The organism is Thioalbus denitrificans (genome assembly GCF_003337735.1).
GTDB lineage: Bacteria > Pseudomonadota > Gammaproteobacteria > DSM-26407 > DSM-26407 > Thioalbus > Thioalbus denitrificans.
On sequence record NZ_QPJY01000007.1, the window covers coordinates 96,666 to 115,883 of the forward strand.

Here is a 19,218-nt window from a genome sequence, read left to right on the forward strand (position 1 = left end):
CCATGCCCCGGGTTATGGTATTGATCTTGTTACGTTCAACGGGGGCCGGTTAGAATACCCGGCTCTGATTGCTTTACTGAATCGCATGTTAGGAGTGAACACCCATGTCTCTGAGCAGCCCGAACAAGGCGCAGGTCGTCGAGAAGTATCAGCGCGCGCCTGGTGATACCGGTTCTCCCGAGGTCCAGGTGGCCCTGCTGTCGGCCCAGATCGACCACCTTACCGGCCATTTCAAGACCCACATCCACGACTTCCACTCCCGCCAGGGCCTGCTGCGCATGGTCAGCCGCCGCCGCAAGCTGCTGGACTATCTGAAGCGGAAGGATGTCGAACGCTACCGTGAGCTCATCTCCAGCCTCGGCCTGCGCCGCTGAGTCAGAAGAAACACGGCCTTCACGCAGCTTAAAGGAATTTCCTGTGACACCAACAACCAAACGCTTTCAGTACGGCGGCCATGAGGTCACCATAGAGACGGGTGCAATCGCACGCCAGGCCACCGGCGCGGTGATGGTGAACATGGCCGACACGGTGGTTCTCGTCACCGTGGTGGGGAACAGGACGCCCGTTCCCGGCCGCGACTTCTTCCCGCTCACGGTGAACTACCAGGAGCGGACCTACGCGGCAGGCAAGATTCCCGGCGGCTTCTTCCGGCGTGAAGGCCGGCCCACGGAAAAGGAGACGCTCACCTCGCGTCTCATCGACCGTCCCCTGCGCCCGCTGTTCCCCAAGGGGTTCACCAACGAAGTGCAGGTGGTGGCCACGGTGATGTCCCTCAATCCCCAGGTGGATCCGGACATTCCCTCCCTCATCGGCGCTTCCGCGGCGCTGGCCATCTCCGGTCTGCCGTTCAACGGCCCGGTCGGCGCGGCCCGGGTGGGTTATGTCAACGGCGAGTACGTGCTCAACCCCGACCTCGGCCAGCTTGCGGACTCGAAGCTGGACCTGGTGGTGGCGGGCACCGAAACCGCCGTACTGATGGTGGAGTCCGAGGCCAAGGAGCTGTCCGAGGAGATCATGCTCGGCGCGGTGATGTTCGGCCACGAGCAGTCGCAGGCGGTCATCGGCGCCATTCGCGAACTGGCCGCCGAGGTCGGGAAGCCGGCCTGGGACTGGCAGGCGCCCGCCGCCGACGACGAGCTCAAGGCGGCGGTGGAGGCGGAGGTCGCCGAGGCGCTGGGCGAGGCCTACCGCATCCAGGACAAGCTGGCGCGCCAGGACCGGGTGAGCGAGATCCGCAGCACCCTGGTGGAGAAGCTGGTGGTCGGCGATGAGCCGCGCTGGAGCGAGGATCAGGTCCGGGGCGCCTTCGGTTCGCTGGAGAAGCGCATCGTCCGCGGCCGCATCCTGGCCGGCGAGGCGCGCATCGACGGCCGCGGCAACGACAAGGTCCGTCCCATCACCATCGAGACGACCGTCATGCCGCGGACCCATGGCTCGGCGCTGTTCACCCGCGGCGAGACCCAGGCGCTGGTGTTCACCACCCTGGGCACCGCCCGTGATGCCCAGATCATCGACGCCATCGAGGGCGAGCGGCGTGAGAACTTCATGCTGCACTACAACTTCCCGCCCTATTGCGTCGGCGAAACCGGGTTCCTCGGTTCGCCCAAGCGTCGCGAGATCGGTCATGGCCGGCTGGCGAAGCGGGGCATCCAGGCGGTGATGCCGACCATGGACGATTTCCCCTACGTGGTGCGGGTGGTCTCCGAGATCACCGAGTCCAACGGTTCCAGCTCCATGGCCTCCGTGTGCGGCACCAGCCTGGCGCTGATGGACGCCGGTGTGCCCATCAAGGCGCCCGTCGCCGGTGTGGCCATGGGCCTCATCAAGGAAAGCGACAAGTTTGCCGTGCTCACCGACATCATGGGCGACGAGGATCACCTCGGCGACATGGATTTCAAGGTGGCCGGAACCACCGCGGGCGTCACCGCCCTGCAGATGGACATCAAGATCGACGGCATCACCCGCGAGATCATGCTGCAGGCACTGGAGCAGGCGCACGCCGGCCGGCTGCACATCCTCGGCGAGATGAACAAGGTGATCAGCGCGCCGCGCTCGGAGATGTCCGAGTACGCTCCGCGCATCATCACCGTGCACATCGACCCGGAGAAGATCCGCGACGTCATCGGCAAGGGCGGCGCCACCATCCGCGCCATCACCGAGGAGACCGGTGCCACCATCGACATCACCGACGACGGCACCGTGCGCATCGCCTCGGTGGATGCCGCGGCCGGACTGGAGGCGCGCAAGCGGGTGGAGCTCATCACCTCCGATGTGGAGGTGGGCGCCATCTACGAGGGGCGCGTGGCCCGGCTCATGGACTTCGGCGCCTTCGTCACCATTCTGCCCGGCAAGGACGGCCTGGTGCACATCTCCCAGATCTCCGAGGAGCGGGTGCAGAATGTCAGCGACAAGCTCTCCGAGGGCGACGTGGTGAAAGTGAAGGTCCTCGAAGTGGACAAGCAGGGGCGCATCCGCCTCAGCATGAAGGCCGTCAACGAAGGCGAGTAACGCCGTTCCGCAACGGACCCGGAAGGGGGGCGCAAGCCCCCCTTTTTTGTGCCCGCGTGAAAGCCTGTGCTCCGGGTAGAAAGAAAAAGATCACCACGAAGGCACGAAGGGCACGAAGAAAAGAAAAAGACAAAAACGATCTAACCGCAGATTACGCAGATTACGCAGATTAACGCAGATTTTTTCATGCCAACTGAACCGACTTCAGGCTGGCGGCGGGCACTGTTTATTCCAAGCCTCGGCAAGCCCGGTATTGAGAAGCGCGCCGATCTGCTTGCCGGACACTCGCTGTGAACACATTCCCATCTGCGTAATCTGCGTAATCTGCGGATAAACGTCTTTTCGCTTTTCTTCGTGCCCTTCGTGCCTTCGTGGTGAACACAGGTTTCGCAGCGTCACGCGAAGCGGTGTCTGGCCCTGGCGGGCGCGGCGGCGGTAACATCGACGGAAAGCGGCGATCCAGCGGGGGATGCACCATGGCGGATGGCAACGAGCGGGACAAGGGTCCGGGCCGGGACTGGGCCGAGGCGCAGCGCAAGTACTGGGACGCCTGGCTGGAGCTGAGCCGCCAGGCGCCCGAGGGCAGCCAGCCCTGGCAGCAGGCGCTGGAGGGCATGCTCAAATTCATGGGCCCACCGGCCGGTGCGGGCACCACGGGGAGCGAGGTCAGCGATCGGCTGCTGGAGCAGGGCCGCGCGTTCTTCCAGTTCGGCGACGAGATGATGGGCCTGTTGCGCCGGATGCAGTCGGCGGCCCAGGCCGGCGAGGCCTGGCAGGCCCGGTTCGGCCAGGGGCTCGAGACACTGCGCGAGGGTTTCGGCAAGGCCGGGGAGCAGGCCGCCGGGGCGGCCCAGGGCGCCCTGGCCTTCTGGGGCCTGCCGCTGGATACCTGGAGACGGGTCTCCTCCGCCTTCTCCACCCTGCCGGGTGATTTCCTGGGTGGCCTGAAGAACGAGGGTGTCAGCCACCTCCACGCCGGTGTGGAACGCTCCCTGTCGGCCCCGGCGCTCGGCTATACCCGCGAATGGCAGGAACAGGCCCAGCATGGCGCCCGCCTGTGGCTGGATTACCAGAAGGCGCAGCAGGACTATGCCGAGCTGCTCGGGCACGTCAACAGCGCCGCCCTGGAGCGCCTCATGGCCCGCCTGGAGAAGATGGCGGAGGCGGGCGAGCAGGTGGACAACCTGCGCGGGGTCTACGATCTGTGGGTGGACGCCAGCGAGGAGGCCTACGCCGAGGTGGTGGCCACCACCGGGTACGCCGAACGCCACGGACGCATGGTCAACGCCCTGATGGCCTGGAAACACCACGCCCAGCTCATGAGCGAGGAGTTCACCACCGCGGCCAACCTGCCGGGCAAGCGCGAAATGGACACCGCCCACCGGCGCATCCAGGCCCTGCGCCGGGAGGTGAACGAACTGCGCGAGACGGTGGCCATGCTGCAGGCGCGGCCCGGGGCGGGGGGCGCACCCGCGGAGCAACCGGCGGTGAAGAGTACCCGGACGCGCCCGGCGGAGAAAAAGGCCGCTCCACGCCGGAAGGGTGCCGCTGCAGCCGCCCGTTCCACCGCTTCCCGCAAGACCGACAAGTGAGGAGCCGCGCCATGTTTCCCATCACCCTGCGTCCCGACCAGATGGCAAAGGAACTGGCCGAGTTCGGCGAGAAGCTCACCCACGGCTCCCGCACCCTCGCCGGAATCGGCGACATCGAGGTGGGCGCCTGCGCGAAGGAAGTGGTCTACCAGGAGGACAAGCTCACCCTGTACCGCTACCAGCCGCGGGTGAAACAGCCGCACCCGGTGCCGCTGCTCATCGTCTACGCCCTGGTGAACCGCCCCTACATGACCGACCTGCAGGAGGACCGCTCGCTGGTACGCGGCCTGCTGGACGCGGGCCTGGATGTCTATCTCATCGACTGGGGCTATCCCGATGCGGCCGACCGGTTCCTGAATCTCGACGACTACATCAACGGCTACATCCGCCGCTGCGTGGACCGGATCCGCGCGCGCAGCGCGCAGGAGCGCATCAACCTGCTCGGAATCTGCCAGGGCGGGGCGTTCAGCCTCTGCTTCAGCGCCCTGCACCCGGAACGGGTCCGCAACCTGGTGACCATGGTCACGCCGGTGGATTTCCACACCCCCGACAACCTGCTCAGCCACTGGGTGCGGCAGATCGATGTGGACCTGCTGGTGGACACCCTGGGGAACGTTCCCGGAGAGCTGCTGAACTGGACCTTCCTCACCCTCAAGCCGTTCCGGCTCACCGGCCAGAAGTACGTGGATCTCGTCAACATCCTCGAGAAGGAGGAGGCGGCACGGAACTTCCTGCGCATGGAAAAGTGGATCTTCGACAGTCCGGACCAGGCCGGGGAGGCCTTCCGCGAGTTCGTCAAGCAGTTCTTCCAGGACAACGGCCTGGTGAAGGGGACGGTGGAAATCGGCGGCCGGCGGGTCGATCTGAAGGACCTGTCGATGCCGGTGTTCAACGTCTACGCCACCCAGGACCACCTCGTCCCCCCGGCCAGCTCCCTGGCCATGAAGTCGCTGGTGGGGACCCGCGACTACAGCGAGTTCGCCTTCCGCGGCGGCCACATCGGCATCTACGTCAGCGGCCGCGCCCAGAAGGAGATCCCCGCCGCGGTGGCCGAATGGCTCAACGCCCGCAGCGGGTGAGGCTCCATTATCCGCAGATTACGCAGATTACGCAGATTACGCAGATTAGGCTGGCAACCAGTGGGCGGCAGGTGCTGGAACAGGATACACGGAGTTCCGGTCGGATGTGTTCGCAAGCACTTGTGTCTGGCAATCTGTCTGGATTCAACTCCGATACAGGTAACGGCGTAATCTGTGTAATCTGCGTAATCTGTGGAAAACGATCAACAAATGGCGACGGTACGTGGCTGCGACATTCCCGAGGCGCTCTTCTATGACGTGGAGAGCAATATCTGGGCGCGTCCGGAGGCGGACGGCACGGTGACGGTGGGCATGACCAGCTACGGCTGCTGCCTGGCCGGTCCGCTGGTGGCCTTCACCCCGCGCCGGGTGGGCAAGGAGATCCGGCGCGGACGATCCTGCGCCACGGTGGAGTCGGGCAAGTGGGTCGGCCCCATCAACGCGCCGGTGGGCGGCGAGATCGTCGCGGTGAACGAACGGTTGCTGGACTCCCCGGGGACCATCAACCGGGATCCCTACGCCACCGGCTGGCTGCTGCGCCTGCGCCCCGCGGACTGGGCGGTCGAGTCCGCCGCGCTGCTGACCGGCGCGGCGGCACTCACGGAGTTCGAGCAGCGGATGGAGGAGGACGGCTTCGACGGCTGCTGACGGGGCAAGCTTCACCACGAAGGCACGAAGCACACGAAGAAAAGAAAAAGCCAAAAGCGATCTAACCGCAGATTACGCTGATTAACGCAGATTTTTTCGTGCCAACTGAACCGTCTGAGGCTGGCGGCGTGTGCTGCTCATTCCCAGTCTTGGCAAGCCCGGTATCGGAAACGCGCCGGCCTGCTTGCCGGACACTCGCTGTGAACACATTCCCATCTGCGTAATCTGTGTAATCTGCGGATAAATCGTCTTTCCGCCTTTCTTCGTGCCCTTCGTGTCTCCGTGGTGAATCCCGCGCGTTGCCCAGGAGGGGCGAGGCGCCGGCCGCCCCGGAACCCGCCCCTCGAAACCCGGAACCATCCCTTCAGAATGTCCAGTTCAGGCTGCCGCCGAACAGGTGGGCGTCCGATTCGTAGTCGCCGTTGTAGGTGACGTTCGTGGCCCCGTCCACCGTCCGATCCTCGAAGCGCACATACATGTAGGCGAGATCCAGGCTCAAGGTGTCGGTGAGCTGGCGGCCGTAGCCGATGCTGAAGAGGTGGCGATCCGCGTCGGGCACCCGGGCCGAGAAGTAGAGCTCGGGCTGCGGCGTCTGGTCGTAGGTGTAGCCGAAGCGCCAGGTGTTGAGGCTGTCCGGCCGGTAGCGGAGGCCGAACCGGTAGGCGTTGCTGTCGTCCCAGTTGTTCACGTCGCTGGCCACCGGGACCCAGCCCGCAACAGGGTGCTTCGCGGAGATATCGAGCCGGTCGAAGGAGCTCCAGTAGGTACGCTCGAAGTCGAACTCCACCGACCACTGTTCGTTGACGGCATGGTGGACGCCCAGCTGCAGCATGGCCGGAAACTCGATACCGGTCTTCGCCGGCAGCACGGTCCCGGGCGGCAACTGGAGCGCCTGGCTGCCGAAGGGCAGTCCGAAGGTCCCGGTCACATCCATCTCCACGCTGGAGCGGTAGGTACCGCCGATGGTCCAGTCGCCGGCGCGGTGGATGAAGGCCACGTTCCAGCCCCACTCGGCCCCGTCGCCCTCCAGGGAGGAAACGGCGGTGTCGAAGACGGTTTCCCGCAGGTAGTAGTAGTCGGCGCCCACGGCGATGCTGGTGTCGGGACCGAGACGGTAGACGAGGTTCGGATTGAAGTTGATGAGTTCAACCTTGGTGTGGGTGGGGTCGGTCGGGCTGCCGGAGAAGTTGCCCATCGGCCATTTTGTTTCGAGGCCGAAGGGGGCCGTGACGTTGAAGTTGACCGCCAGCGGCGAGTCCGGCACGTGCCAGGCGGCGGAGAGGTTGGGCACCGGGACCGGCGACTCGCCGTTGCTTTCCACCAGCCCGAAAGGGGTCGCGGCGGCATCCGACTTGAGGTGGGGATCGATGAGAATCAACCCGGCATAAAGCGAGTTTTCTTCATGCAGACCCGCGGCGGCGGGGTTGTAGGGATAGGTGCCGCGCTCGTCGGGGTCGGCCACCACGGCATTGGACAGGGCCATGCCGGGCAGCGTCAGCTCCGGCAGCCGGAACCCGGAACCATGGGCGAGCGGGCTGCTGGCCAGCAGGATGCCGAGAGTCGCCAGGGAACGGCGGAGACCCGCGGCGTGGCTATGGTTGGAAATCGTATTACGTCGCATCCTCCCCTCCAGAAATGCGCAAAATGACCTTGGGTATTGTAAGTGAAATGTGCCTCAGTCTGCTGCAAGAATTGCCGGAAACCGCGAAGAATCCAATTGTGTCAGACGGTGTCCGTATCCGGGCGCCGGAAAGAATACCAGAAGTCGACGCCGAACCATGGTAGTCCATGAAATATATAAGAACATTCACAAATAATAATATGTGCTTTTTCTATGCCGAATCAATTGACATTGCCCGGGGTGGGGGACATTATTTCGGGGCGTTTGGTGCCAACACCTCTTTTTTATTGGCACAGAAAACAACAACATAAAAATAATTAATACAATCATTATCAGAAAATCGTCCCTGGAGAGGAGACTGCAATGATATTCAAGAAAAAGCTGCTGGGTGTGGGGATTCTCGTCGCGATTGGCGCTACCTCCGCCGCATGGGCAACCACCGGCTATGCACCCCATGGTATCGGGTTGAAGGCCAAGGGCATGGGTGGTGTGGGCATCGCGCTGCCCCAGGATGCCATCGCCGGCGGCGTGAATCCTGCCGGCATGGTCTGGGTCGGCAATCGCGTCGATTTCGGTGTCGACCTGTTCCGCCCCATTCGCGATGCGGAAATCGACAACATGGGTGGGCCCGGTGTTCCCGGCAAGTATGACGGTAGCGAAACCAAGCTGTTCCTGATTCCCGAGTTCGGCTACAACCAGATGGTCAGCGACACCATGTCGCTGGGCGTCTCCGTGTTCGGCAACGGCGGCATGAACACCGATTATAAAACCGCCATCCCCCTGTTCGGCTCCACCGAGGCCGGTATCGACCTCATGCAGCTGTTCGTTGTGCCGACCCTGTCCATGAAGCTGAACGAGAACCACAGCATCGGCATCGGCGTCAACCTGGCCGCCCAGGCCTTCGAGGCCAACGGCCTGGAGAATTTCGACGGGACCACCCCGCCCACCAGCAGTCCCGGCAACGTGACCAACAATGGCCACGACTTCTCCTACGGAGCCGGCGTGCGCATCGGCTGGACCGGCAAGGTCGCCCCGGGCGTCACCCTGGGTGCCACCTACCAGACCCGCACCTGGATGACTGAATTCGATGACTACAAGGGTCTGTTCGCCGAGAACGGAGATTTCGACGTCCCCTCCAACTGGGGCCTTGGCATCGCCGTTGAGGCGACGCCCAAGCTGACCGTCGCCTTCGACTACCAGCGCATCAACTACAGCGAAGTGGCCTCGGTGGGCAATTCCATCGACAACTTCCTGACCTGCGCGGCGCCGGACTGTATCCTCGGTGCCGACAACGGCCCCGGTTTCGGCTGGGATGATCAGAACGTCTACAAGCTGGGTCTCGCCTACCAGGCCAAGGACAACCTCGTGCTGCGTGCCGGTTACACCTATGGTACCGACGTGATTCCCAGTGGCGAGGTGACTTTCAACGTCCTGGCGCCGGCCACGGTGCAGAAGCACATCTCTCTCGGCGGCACCTATACCCTGCAGAATGGCTCCGAGCTGACCTTCGCCTACATGCACGCCTTCGAGGAGGAGGTCACCGGGCCGACCAAGTTCGCTCCGGGCAACACCTCCATCAAGATGCACCAGGATTCCATCGGCGTCGCCTACGGCTGGAAATTCTGAATCGCAGGAATGGGCTGACAGGGAATACAGGAGGGCCATGTTCTCATGGCCCTCTTTTTTCCGGTTCCATGGATGGAGCAGCGGCAAGGCCGTCTCGCCCCGCCGCTATTGGCAGCCCTGCTGTACAGGCGGCCGCAGAAATCCGATTGGCTGCCCAATCTATAAAAATAGACATATAGAACTGTCACTTAGGAGGAGATTATGAAAAAAGCACTGATGCTGGCCGCCGGCCTGCTGGCGGCTCCCGCTTCGGCCTGGTCCGCGGTCTACATGGATGCGGAGTGGGCCAAGGAGATGTGTTCGTCCTGGAACACCTCGCCGGAGCTGACCACCGAGCTGGCGGGCGACAACTGGATGGGCAACAACGGCGAGCGTGGCTACAAGATCATCCGCCTCTATCGGGACAAGTGCGGAGCCGAGACCGCGGTCCAGCTGACCATCTCGGCCCAGGACGGCAAGTCCATGTGCACCTACGGCGGCGCGCCCACGGCCGAGGAGATGGATCCCTCCATGGACTACCTCATGTACGCCACCGACGAGGACTGGATGTGCATGGGCCAGGCCAAGTTCGGCTGCGGCGCCATGGGCGCCATGATGACCGGCAAGCTGAAGTTCAAGGGGCCCAAGATGGAGGCCATGGGCGTGATGGGACCCTTCAACGCCTTCCTGCAGATGGCGGATGAGGTTCCGGGCGACCAGAGCCAGTGCCCCTGACCCCGCAACAGCCACGCTGCATGGTCGTTCCGGAAGCCCGCCTCGGCGGGCTTCTTTTTTGCCTCATCCGCAGAATCCGTGGGTGGATGTTTAGCTTGTAACGGGCGCCAGGTGCCTGATGCACATGGGCGATAGTGGCGGAGAGGCGCATTTCCCGGGTTGTGTCATTCCGGGACGGAATTGTTTTTTGCTCTCGCCAAGACGCCAAGAACGCCAAGGGAATGGGGGAATACAGGAATACAGAATGACCAGGGAATCACTCGCATCGTTAATCGGCTGGAAGAGCGTTGTTGATTCCTTGGCGACCCTGGCGTCTTGGCGAGAGGAAACTTCTTCTCTCTCCACCCACGAATTCTGCTGACGAGCCCTTTTTACCTGTGTCCCGGTTGGTTCCCGGGCACTGGGGCTGGGGCATCCCGCCTGCTGTCATGGCGGACGGTCCTCTCACCCTGCCGCTGCGATATCGTCCATACTTTCCCGGTTGAGGGCGTCCCTGGGGGGCGCCGTGATGTGCGGGGTTGCAGCATTAGAATTATCTAATATACAATTTCGCATCCATTTGATAAAGAATTCTGATTCCCGGCAGACGACCATGTTGAAATCGAATCCCTTCCCTCTCATCGCTCTCGCACTGCTCGGGCTGCTGCCGGCCGCGGCCCAGTCACAGGAGCTGCCCTTTCCGGTCGGTGAGGCAAGCACGAGCATCGTTCCCCTTGAGCGCACCGTGGATGCTGTCATCGAGGCGGTGAACCAGTCCACCGTTTCCGCCCAGACCTCGGGCCGGATCGTGGAGATCAACTTCGATGTGGACGACCTCGTGCCCAAGGACAGCATCATCCTGCGGCTGCGTGACACCGAGCAGCGGGCCGCCCTGGAGCAGGCCAAGGCCGCGCTGAAGGAGGCCCAGGCCCGGCTGCGGGAGGCCGGGGAGGAGTACACCCGCATCAAGGGTGTCTACGAGAAGAAGCTGGTGGCCAAGGCGGAGATGGATCGCGCCAGCGCCAACCTGGAGGCGGCACGGGCCAAGCTGGCATCCGCCGAGGCGGCCGTGCGCGGCGCCGAGGAGCAGCTGGGCTATACCGTCGTGCGGGCACCCTACGCGGGGGTGGTGCTGGAGCGCCACGTGGAGCTGGGCGAGATGGCCAGCCCCGGCCAGCCGCTGATGACCGGATTCTCCTTCGAGCAGCTGCGGGCCATCGCCAACGTGCCCCAGGTGCTGGTGGAACAGGTGCGCAGGTTCGGCCAGGCCCGGGTGCTGCTGTCCGGCCCGGAAGGGCGCAGCCTGGCGGCGGAGCGCATCAACGTGCTCCCCTATGCCGACAGCCTGTCGCACACCTTCAAGACCCGGGTCCTCCTGCCCCGGGAGGTGGAAGGCATCTATCCGGGCATGTTCGTGAAAGTGGCGTTCCGCGTCGGTGAACAGCAGCGCCTGCTGGTGCCCGCCAAGGCAGTGGTCCACCGCAGCGAGGTTCAGGGTGTCTACGTGATCGGGCAGGACGGCCGGGTGGTCCTGCGCCAGGTTCGCCTCGGCCGCACTCTCGATGATGGCCAGGTGGAGATCCTGGCCGGGCTCGAGGACGGCGAGCGTATCGCGCTCGATCCCATCCGGGCCGGTCTGTACCTGAAGGAGCAGCAGGTGGGCGCTCGGTCATGAAGGAGAAGCTCGGCATCTCCGGCGTCACCGCCAGGGCCTTCCTGACCTCGGAGATAACACCGCTGCTGGCCCTGGCCGGCCTGTTGCTGGGGTTGTTCGCGGTGCTGGTCACGCCCCGTGAGGAGGAGCCCCAGATCAACGTGACCTTCGCCAACGTCTTCATCCCCTTCCCCGGCGCCTCGGTGGAGGAGGTGGAGAACCTGGTGAGCCAGCCGGCCGCGCAGGTGCTCTCGGAGATCACCGGGGTCAAGCACGTCTATACCGTTTCCCAGCCGGGGATGGCGGTGCTCACCGTGCGCTACAAGGTGGGCGAGGATCGCATCGGCGCCATCGTCCGGCTCTACAACCAGCTCATGTCCAAGCGTGACTGGCTGCCCCAGAACCTGGGGGTGCTGGAACCCATCGTGAAGCCCAAGGGGATCGATGATGTGCCCATCGTGACCCTGACGCTGTGGACCGACGACGAGCACCGCGGCGGCTATGAGCTGCAGAAGGTGGCCCATGCCATCGAGACGGAGCTCAAGCGGGTCAAGGGCACGCGCGACATCTACACCATCGGCGGTCCCGACTCGGTGGTGCATGTGCAGATCGATCCCGTGAAGATGGCCGGCTACGGCCTGGCGGTGGACGATTTGCGCATGGCCCTGCAGGCCAGCAACAGCTCCCTGCCCGCCGGCGCGCTGGTGGCCGACAACCACGAGGTGCTGGTCCAGGCCGGGCGCTTCCTGAGCAACGCCGAGGATATCCGCAACCTGGTGGTGGGCGTGCACGGCGGGGCCCCCGTCTACCTGGGCGACGTGGCCGCGGTGAGCACCGGTCCCGATCAGCCCGAGCAGTATGTGTGGCTGGGCACCGGTCCGGCCGCTGGGGAGCGGGGAATAGGGCGCCAGGGCGAGTATCCGGCGGTGACCATCGCCATCGCCAAGCAGCCGGGCACCAACGCGGTGGACATCGCCAACCAGGTGATCCAGCGCTTCGAGGGACTCAAGGGCACCTTCGTTCCCGAGGGCGTCAACGCCTATGTCACCCGCAACTATGGCCAGACCGCCGACGACAAGGCCAAGACGCTGATCAAGAAGCTCGTCTTCGCCACCCTGTCGGTGGTGGCCCTGGTGCTCTTCACCCTGGGCCGCCGCGAGGCCATCATCGTCGGCGCGGCGGTGGTGGTGACGCTGGCCATCACCCTGTTCGCCTCCTGGGCCTACGGCTTCACTCTCAACCGGGTGTCGCTGTTCGCACTGATCTTCTCCATCGGCATCCTGGTGGATGACGCCATCGTGGTGGTGGAGAACATCCACCGTCACATGCAGCTGGGCGGGAAAAGCCTCCTCGAGGCGATCCCGGTGGCGGTGGACGAGGTGGGCGGCCCCACCATCCTGGCCACCTTCACGGTCATCGCCGCACTGCTGCCGATGGCCTTCGTCACCGGGCTCATGGGGCCCTACATGGCCCCCATCCCCATCAACGCCAGCATGGGCATGCTCATCTCCCTGGCGGTGGCGTTCATCTTCACGCCCTGGCTGAGCAACAGGCTGCTGGGCGGAAAGGGGCATGCGCACGGCGAGTCCGGCGGGACGCAGGACGAGGGCGGGCTCTACGGCGTGTTCAAGCGTTTCGTGGGGCCGTTCCTGCAGCGCGAACAGGGCCGCGGCAAGCGCCGCCTGCTCGGCGCGGGCATCCTGGCGCTCATCCTGGTCTCGGTCAGCCTGGCGGCAGTGAAGGTGGTCGTCCTCAAGATGCTGCCCTTCGACAACAAGTCGGAGTTCCAGGTGGTGGTGGACATGCCCGAGGGCACCAGCGTGGAGCAGACCGCGCGGGTGCTGGCCGAACTGGGCCGCTATCTCGCCACCGTGCCGGAGGTGACCGACTACCAGGCCTATGCCGGGGCCGCCTCGCCCATCAATTTCAACGGCCTGGTGCGCCAGTACTACCTGCGCAGCGGCCCCAACGTGGGCGACATCCAGGTGAACCTGGTGGACAAGAAGCACCGGGACCGGCGCAGCCACGACATCGCCCTGTCCATGCGCGAACCGTTGCAGGCCATCGGCAGCCGCTACGATGCCAACGTCAAGATCGTCGAGGTGCCGCCCGGGCCGCCGGTCCAGGCGCCGCTGGTGGCCGAGATCTACGGCCTCGACTACGACGGGCAGGTCCGGGTCGCCAAGCAGGTGCGCAAGGTGCTGGAGAATACCGCCGACATCGTGGACGTGGACGATTCGGTGGAGTCGCCGCAGCCGAAGCTGATCCTCGACGTGGACCAGGAGAAGGCGGCCCTGCTGGGCGTCTCCCAGCAGGCGGTGGTCTCGGCCGTGCGCACGGCCCTGGAGGGGGAGGACATGAGCTATCTCCATGGCGGCCGGGTGAAGTACCCCACGCCCATCCGGGTGGAGCTGCCGGTATCCATGAAGGACGAGGCGCGCTCGCTGCTGGATCTGCGCGTGCGCGCCCAGGACGGTGGGCTGGTGCCCCTGTCGGATCTGGTGCGGGTGGAGGAGAGCCGGCGCGAGCTGTCCATCTACTCCAAGGACCTGCTCCCGGTGGTCTATGTCACCGCCGACATGGCCGGCGAGACCGACAGCCCCCTGTACGGCATGTTCGATGCCTACTTCCAGCTGGGCGAGGAGCGCGTGGAGGGGGGACGGCCGCTCAACCAGCACCTGCTGAGCCAGCCCGACGATCCCTACTTCTACGGCCTGAAGTGGGACGGGGAGTGGCAGATCACCTACGAGACCTTCCGCGACATGGGCATCGCCTACTCGGTGGGCCTCATCCTGATCTACCTGCTGGTGGTGGCCCAGTTCCGCTCCTACATGGTGCCGCTGATCATCATGACCCCCATCCCGCTGACCATTATCGGCGTGATGCCGGGCCACGCCCTGCTGGGGGCCCAGTTCACCGCCACCTCCATGATCGGCATGATCGCCCTGGCGGGCATCATCGTGCGCAACTCGATCCTGCTGGTGGACTTCATCAACCAGCAGGTGACGGAGGGGCTGCCGTTCCAGGAGGCGGTGATCCGGGCCGGCGCCGTGCGCGCCAAGCCCATCATGCTCACCGGCCTCGCGGCCATGCTGGGCGCGCTGTTCATTCTCGATGACCCCATCTTCAGCGGGCTGGCGGTGTCGCTGCTGTTCGGCATCTTCGTCTCCACCCTGCTGACCCTGGTGGTGATCCCGGTGATGTACTACGCCTTCAACTGGCGCCGTCTCGAGCGGGCCTGAGCGGTTGCTGTGAGGGTGCGCCACGAAGGCGCATAGGGGGATGTAAAGACGTCAATCGACAGGATTAACAGGATAGACAGGATGGAAAGTCGGCCGGAGAGGTACCAGCGGATTGACTGCCACATCGACCGGGTGACCTGAGCCTCGTTCTGCATATGCCTATCCAGAAATCCTGTTAATCCTGTCTATTCAATAGTTTTTCTTTGTGCCTTCGTGCTGATGAACAGGTACCTCCGCCTCTCCCATCCGGTCAGGTGCCAGAAGGCCGAAAGCCTGCTAACATGCCTTGATAAATTGATTTAATATCAGACTCTGCGAATAAAGAGAGAGCGGGGGGGAGAGGCAGCAGACATGGCCGATCGCAGACTACAGGTCTTCCACACCGTGGCGCGGCTCCTGAGCTTCACCAAGGCCGCCGAGGCGCTGCACATGACTCAACCGGCGGTCACCTTCCAGGTGCGCCAGCTGGAGGAGTATTTCAACACGCGGCTGTTCGACCGCACCCACAACCGCATCAGTCTCACCGAGGCCGGCAAGCGGGCCTACGAGTACGCCGACCGCATCTTCAGCCTCTACGGCGAGATGGAGAACGCGGTACGGGAGCTCACCGGCGAGATCAGCGGCGTGCTCATGATCGGCGCCAGCACCACCATCGCCGAGTACATGCTTCCGGCCCTGCTGGGGGACTTCAAGGAGAAGTACCCCGACGTCCACGTGCGCCTCAAGGTTTCCAACACCGATGGCATCGTCTCCATGGTGGAGAACAACGTCATCGACCTGGGAGTGGTCGAGGCGCCGGTGAGCAACAAGAATCTCGTGGTTGAAGTGTGCCAGATGGACGAGATGGTGATGGTGGTCCAGCCGGGCCACTCGCTGGCCAGGAAGGCCAGGCTCCAGGTGAAGGACATCGGTCAGAATCCCTGGATCTGCCGCGAAGAGGGCTCCGGTACCCGCGAGGTCATTCTGGAATACATCAGCCAGAACGGGGTCAACAGCAACGACCTCAACGTGGTGATGGAACTGGGCAGCCCCGAGTCCATCAAGGGGGCCATCGAGACCGGGATGGGAATCTCCATCCTCTCGCGCGCCACCATCCAGAAGGAGCTGCAGCTGGGCATGCTCGCGGCGGTCCCCCTGGAGCCGCCCCTCCTGCGCCCGTTCTCGTTCGTGCACCAGAAGCAGAAGTTCCGTCTGCGGGCAATGGACGAGCTGCTGACCTTCGCCCGCCACTACTGCAGCGAGCTGCGCAGCAACGCCGAGGCGGCCCTGGCGTCGCAGAAGTAGCCACCGGGCGCCGGACGGCGCCCGGTATGGCATCCATCCGGCGGTCGCGGTTACCCTTGATCCTGGTGCGTCACTGATTGCCGAGCCGTACACTACCGCCCTCATGACACCCGAGCAGAAGAAGCTGCTGCGTTACTTCTCCGAGCTGCAGTCCGGCGATCGGGAGACCCTGCTGGCATTCGCCGAATTCCTGGCCGGGCGCGGCGGCGTGAAGGCCGAGCAGCCCCCCGCCGAACCGAAAATCATTCCCCGCCCCGAGCATGAGAGCGTGGTGGCGGCCATCCGCCGTCTGTCGGCCTCCTATGCCATGCTGGACAAGGCCAAGGTGCTCAACGACGCCTCGGCGCTGATGGCGCAGCACGTGCTGCACGGGCGCGAGGCGGTGTCGGTCATCGACGAGCTCGAGGTGCTGTTCGAGCGCCACTACCGGCGCATGCTCGAGCAGCGGGAGCAGGCCAGGTGATCCGGATCTTCTCCGGCTGGTTCCGGCGCTATTTCTCCGACCCCCAGGCGGTCATCCTGGTGGTCCTGCTGGTGGTGGGCTTCTCGGTGGTGCTCACCCTCGGCTATACCATCGCGCCGGTCCTCGCCGCCATCGTCATCGCCTACCTGCTCGAAGGGGCGGTGGAGATGCTGCTGCGCTGGCATGTGCCGCGCATGCCGGCAGCGTTCCTGGTGTTCGTGGCCTTCCTGGGGCTGCTGCTGTTCATCTTCTTCGGGCTGATGCCGCTGCTGTGGCAGCAGGTCACCACTTTCGTCAATGAACTGCCGAGCATGCTCACCCTCGGGCAGAAGGCCCTGTTGCGGCTGCCGCAGATGTACCCCGATTTCGTCACCGGGGAGCAGATTCTCGAGTTCATCGCCACCATCCGCGCCCAGCTGGGCGAGTGGGGCTCCAGCATCCTCTCCTACTCGCTGTCCTCGATCCCCGATCTCATCTCGCTGGTGGTCTACCTGATCCTGGTGCCGCTGCTGGTGTTCTTCTTCCTCAAGGATCGGGATCTGATCCTGGACTGGATTACCAGCCGCCTGCCCCGTGATCGCGCGCTGGCCAATCAGGTATGGCGGGAGATGGACAGCCAGATCGGCAACTACGTGCGCGGCAAGATCCTGGAGATCATCATCGTGGGCGTGACCACCTACGTGGTGTTCCTGCTCCTCGGGCTGCGCTACGCCATGCTGCTGGGGCTGATCACCGGCCTGTCGGTGGTGATTCCCTACATCGGCGCGGCGGTGGTGACCATCCCCGTGGTCATGGCCGGCTTCTTCCAGTGGGGGTGGGGGGCGGACTTCGCCTGGCTGGTGGCCGCCTACCTGGTGATCCAGGCCCTGGACGGCAATGTGCTGGTGCCGCTGCTGTTCTCGGAGGCGGTCAAGCTCCACCCGGTGGCCATCATCGTGGCGGTGCTGGTGTTCGGCGGCATCTGGGGCTTCTGGGGCGTGTTCTTCGCCATCCCGCTGGCCACCCTCGTCAAGGCCGTCCTCAACGCCTGGCCCCGCACCGAGGAGGAGCCGGCCCCGCGGCCCCCCGCCGAGACCGCCTGAGCCTTCCCGCCACCCACGAGGGTTCTTTTCACCACGAAGGCACGAAGGACACGAAGAAAAGCGAAAAGACGTTTTTATCCGCAGATTACGCAGATTACGCAGATTTCCTGTTTGGGGCGTGAGTGCTTCTGTTCATGGCCCGGGCAGATTCCTGTCCGCTGCGTCAGCGGAACAGCTGGAGTGGCCGGGATTGTCAACGGGACATCCCGGCATCAAAGAACCTAATCTGTGTAATCGGCGTAATCTGCGGATAGTTCCTTTCTTCGTGTCCTTCGTGCCTTCGTGGTGAACAGGCGGTTTCAGCACACGAGACCTCACAATACCTCGGTGGCGTAGTCGGCCAGGCGCGAGCGCTCGCCGCGGCGCAGGGTGACGTGGCCGCTGTGCTCCCAGCGCTTGAAGCGGTCCACCACGAAGGTGAGGCCGGAGCTGGTCTCGGTGAGGTAGGGGGTGTCGATCTGGCTCACGTTGCCGAGGCAGACGATCTTGGAGCCCGGCCCGGCCCGGGTGACCAGGGTCCGCATCTGCTTGGCGGTGAGGTTCTGGGCCTCGTCGATGATGATGAACTTGTTGAGGAAGGTGCGCCCGCGCATGAAGTTGAGCGAGCGGACCTTGATCCGGCTCTGGAGCAGGTCGTTGGTGGCGGCGCGGCCCCAGTCGCCGCCCTCCTGGGGCTGGGTCAGCACCTCCAGGTTGTCCATCAGCGCGCCCATCCAGGGCGTCATCTTCTCCTCCTCGGTGCCCGGCAGGAAGCCGATGTCCTCGCCCAGCGGCACGGTGGCGCGGGTCATGATGATCTCCCGGTAGCGGCGCTCGTCCAGGGTCTGGGTCAGGGCCGCGGCCAGGGTCAGCAGGGTCTTGCCGGTGCCGGCCACGCCGAGCAGGCTGACGAAGTCGATCTCCGGGTCCATCAGCAGGTTCAGGGCGAAGTTCTGCTCCCGGTTGCGGGCGCTGATGCCCCAGACCTTGCGGCTCTGGGCGCGGTAGTCGGTCACCAGCTCGATGATGGCGGCGCCCGACTCCAGCCGGCGAACCACGCTCTCGAAGCCCTGCTCATCCGGTGTGAACAGAAACTGGTTAGGGTACCAGTCGGTCACATCCGGCCCCGTGACGCGGTAGTAGGTGCGTCCGCTCTCCTGCCATGACTCCAGGTCCCGCCCGTGGCTGTCCCAGAAGTCGCCCGGGAGCTCCAGCGCGCCGGTGAACAGCAGGTTGACGTCATCCAGGACCTGGTCGTTGTAGTAGTCCTCCGCATGGATGCCCACCACGGAGGCCTTGATGCGCAGGTTGATATCCTTGGAAACCAGGGTGACGCGATTTCCGCCGCGCTCCTCCTGCAGCTTCAGCGCGGTGGCCAGGATGCTGTTGTCCGGGGTGTTGCCCGGGAGCGTGTTGGGCAGGTTGGAGGGCAGGTTCTCGGTCTGGAAGAACAGGCGCCCGCGGCCGTTGTTCTCGCCCAGCTTGAGATTGGTCTCCAGCTGCAGTCCGGCATGGATCTCATCCATGGACACGCGCGTGAGCAGCTCATCCAGGAACCGGGTGGCCTGGCGCACGTTGCGGGAGACCTCGGACACCCCCTTCTTGGCCCGGTCGAGCTCCTCGAGCACCACCATGGGCAGGTAGATGTCATGTTCCTTGAAGCGGAAGATGGCGGTGGGATCGTGCATCAGCACGTTGGTGTCGAGGACGAACAGGCGCTTGCCTTCGATACTCGCTTTGCTCATGG

The 19,218-nt window shown here is 64.4% G+C and carries 14 protein-coding genes; 12 read left to right on the plus strand and 2 right to left on the minus strand.

Features of this window, described 5'->3' with window-relative positions:
* The first annotated feature begins 104 nt into the window (after positions 1-104).
* The 5 genes from rpsO (at position 105) to DFQ59_RS13830 (ending at position 5,827) form a co-directional block, all read left to right on the plus strand.
* Entirely contained in the window at positions 105-374 is a 270-nt protein-coding gene (gene rpsO, locus DFQ59_RS13810; protein ID WP_114280295.1) for a 30S ribosomal protein S15, read from the plus strand.
* 43 nt (positions 375-417) lie between these two features.
* On the plus strand, positions 418-2,508 hold the full coding sequence (gene pnp, locus DFQ59_RS13815) for a polyribonucleotide nucleotidyltransferase (protein WP_211314941.1): 2,091 nt from the start codon (positions 418-420) through the stop codon (positions 2,506-2,508).
* A 476-nt stretch (positions 2,509-2,984) separates the two neighbouring features.
* A complete protein-coding gene (gene phaE, locus DFQ59_RS13820; protein ID WP_114280297.1) occupies positions 2,985-4,100 on the plus strand; it encodes a class III poly(R)-hydroxyalkanoic acid synthase subunit PhaE in 1,116 nt (371 codons plus the stop codon).
* Between the two features lie 11 nt (positions 4,101-4,111).
* The gene (locus DFQ59_RS13825) at positions 4,112-5,179 is read left to right on the plus strand and encodes a class III poly(R)-hydroxyalkanoic acid synthase subunit PhaC (RefSeq protein ID WP_114280298.1); all 1,068 of its coding nucleotides are present in this window, start codon (positions 4,112-4,114) and stop codon (positions 5,177-5,179) included.
* Between the two features lie 210 nt (positions 5,180-5,389).
* On the plus strand, positions 5,390-5,827 hold the full coding sequence (locus tag DFQ59_RS13830; protein WP_114280299.1) for a biotin/lipoyl attachment domain-containing protein: 438 nt from the start codon (positions 5,390-5,392) through the stop codon (positions 5,825-5,827).
* Between the two features lie 364 nt (positions 5,828-6,191).
* On the opposite strand, the gene DFQ59_RS13835 is transcribed toward DFQ59_RS13830, so the two are convergent.
* Positions 6,192-7,448 (minus strand): OmpP1/FadL family transporter, encoded by a 1,257-nt coding sequence (locus DFQ59_RS13835; protein ID WP_114280300.1) that lies wholly within the window; start codon positions 7,446-7,448, stop codon positions 6,192-6,194.
* 363 nt (positions 7,449-7,811) lie between these two features.
* Here DFQ59_RS13835 and DFQ59_RS13840 point away from each other — a divergent pair, with 363 nt between their 5' ends.
* The 7 genes from DFQ59_RS13840 (at position 7,812) to DFQ59_RS13870 (ending at position 17,492) form a co-directional block, all read left to right on the plus strand.
* The gene (locus DFQ59_RS13840) at positions 7,812-9,074 is read left to right on the plus strand and encodes an OmpP1/FadL family transporter (RefSeq protein WP_114280301.1); all 1,263 of its coding nucleotides are present in this window, start codon (positions 7,812-7,814) and stop codon (positions 9,072-9,074) included.
* A gap of 201 nt (positions 9,075-9,275) precedes the next feature.
* Complete coding sequence (locus DFQ59_RS13845; RefSeq protein ID WP_114280302.1) at positions 9,276-9,788, plus strand: SCP2 sterol-binding domain-containing protein; 513 nt, start codon at positions 9,276-9,278, stop codon at positions 9,786-9,788.
* 592 nt (positions 9,789-10,380) lie between these two features.
* On the plus strand, positions 10,381-11,442 hold the full coding sequence (locus tag DFQ59_RS13850; protein WP_114280303.1) for an efflux RND transporter periplasmic adaptor subunit: 1,062 nt from the start codon (positions 10,381-10,383) through the stop codon (positions 11,440-11,442).
* On the plus strand, positions 11,439-14,663 hold the full coding sequence (locus DFQ59_RS13855; protein WP_114280304.1) for an efflux RND transporter permease subunit: 3,225 nt from the start codon (positions 11,439-11,441) through the stop codon (positions 14,661-14,663). Before DFQ59_RS13850 ends, DFQ59_RS13855 begins: the two co-directional genes overlap by 4 nt.
* Before the next feature lie 351 nt (positions 14,664-15,014).
* Positions 15,015-15,947, plus strand: coding sequence for a LysR family transcriptional regulator (locus tag DFQ59_RS13860; RefSeq protein ID WP_114280305.1), 933 nt, complete (start codon positions 15,015-15,017; stop codon positions 15,945-15,947).
* A 103-nt stretch (positions 15,948-16,050) separates the two neighbouring features.
* Positions 16,051-16,410 (plus strand): Crp/Fnr family transcriptional regulator, encoded by a 360-nt coding sequence (locus tag DFQ59_RS13865; RefSeq protein WP_114280306.1) that lies wholly within the window; start codon positions 16,051-16,053, stop codon positions 16,408-16,410.
* Positions 16,410-17,492, plus strand: coding sequence for an AI-2E family transporter (locus DFQ59_RS13870; RefSeq protein ID WP_211314948.1), 1,083 nt, complete (start codon positions 16,410-16,412; stop codon positions 17,490-17,492). The genes DFQ59_RS13865 and DFQ59_RS13870 overlap by 1 nt, the downstream gene beginning before the upstream one ends.
* Positions 17,493-17,806: 314 nt before the next feature.
* Here the strand turns inward: DFQ59_RS13870 and DFQ59_RS13875 are convergent, their stop codons facing one another.
* The gene (locus DFQ59_RS13875) at positions 17,807-19,216 is read right to left on the minus strand and encodes a PhoH family protein (protein ID WP_114280308.1); all 1,410 of its coding nucleotides are present in this window, start codon (positions 19,214-19,216) and stop codon (positions 17,807-17,809) included.
* Positions 19,217-19,218: the final 2 nt, after the last annotated feature.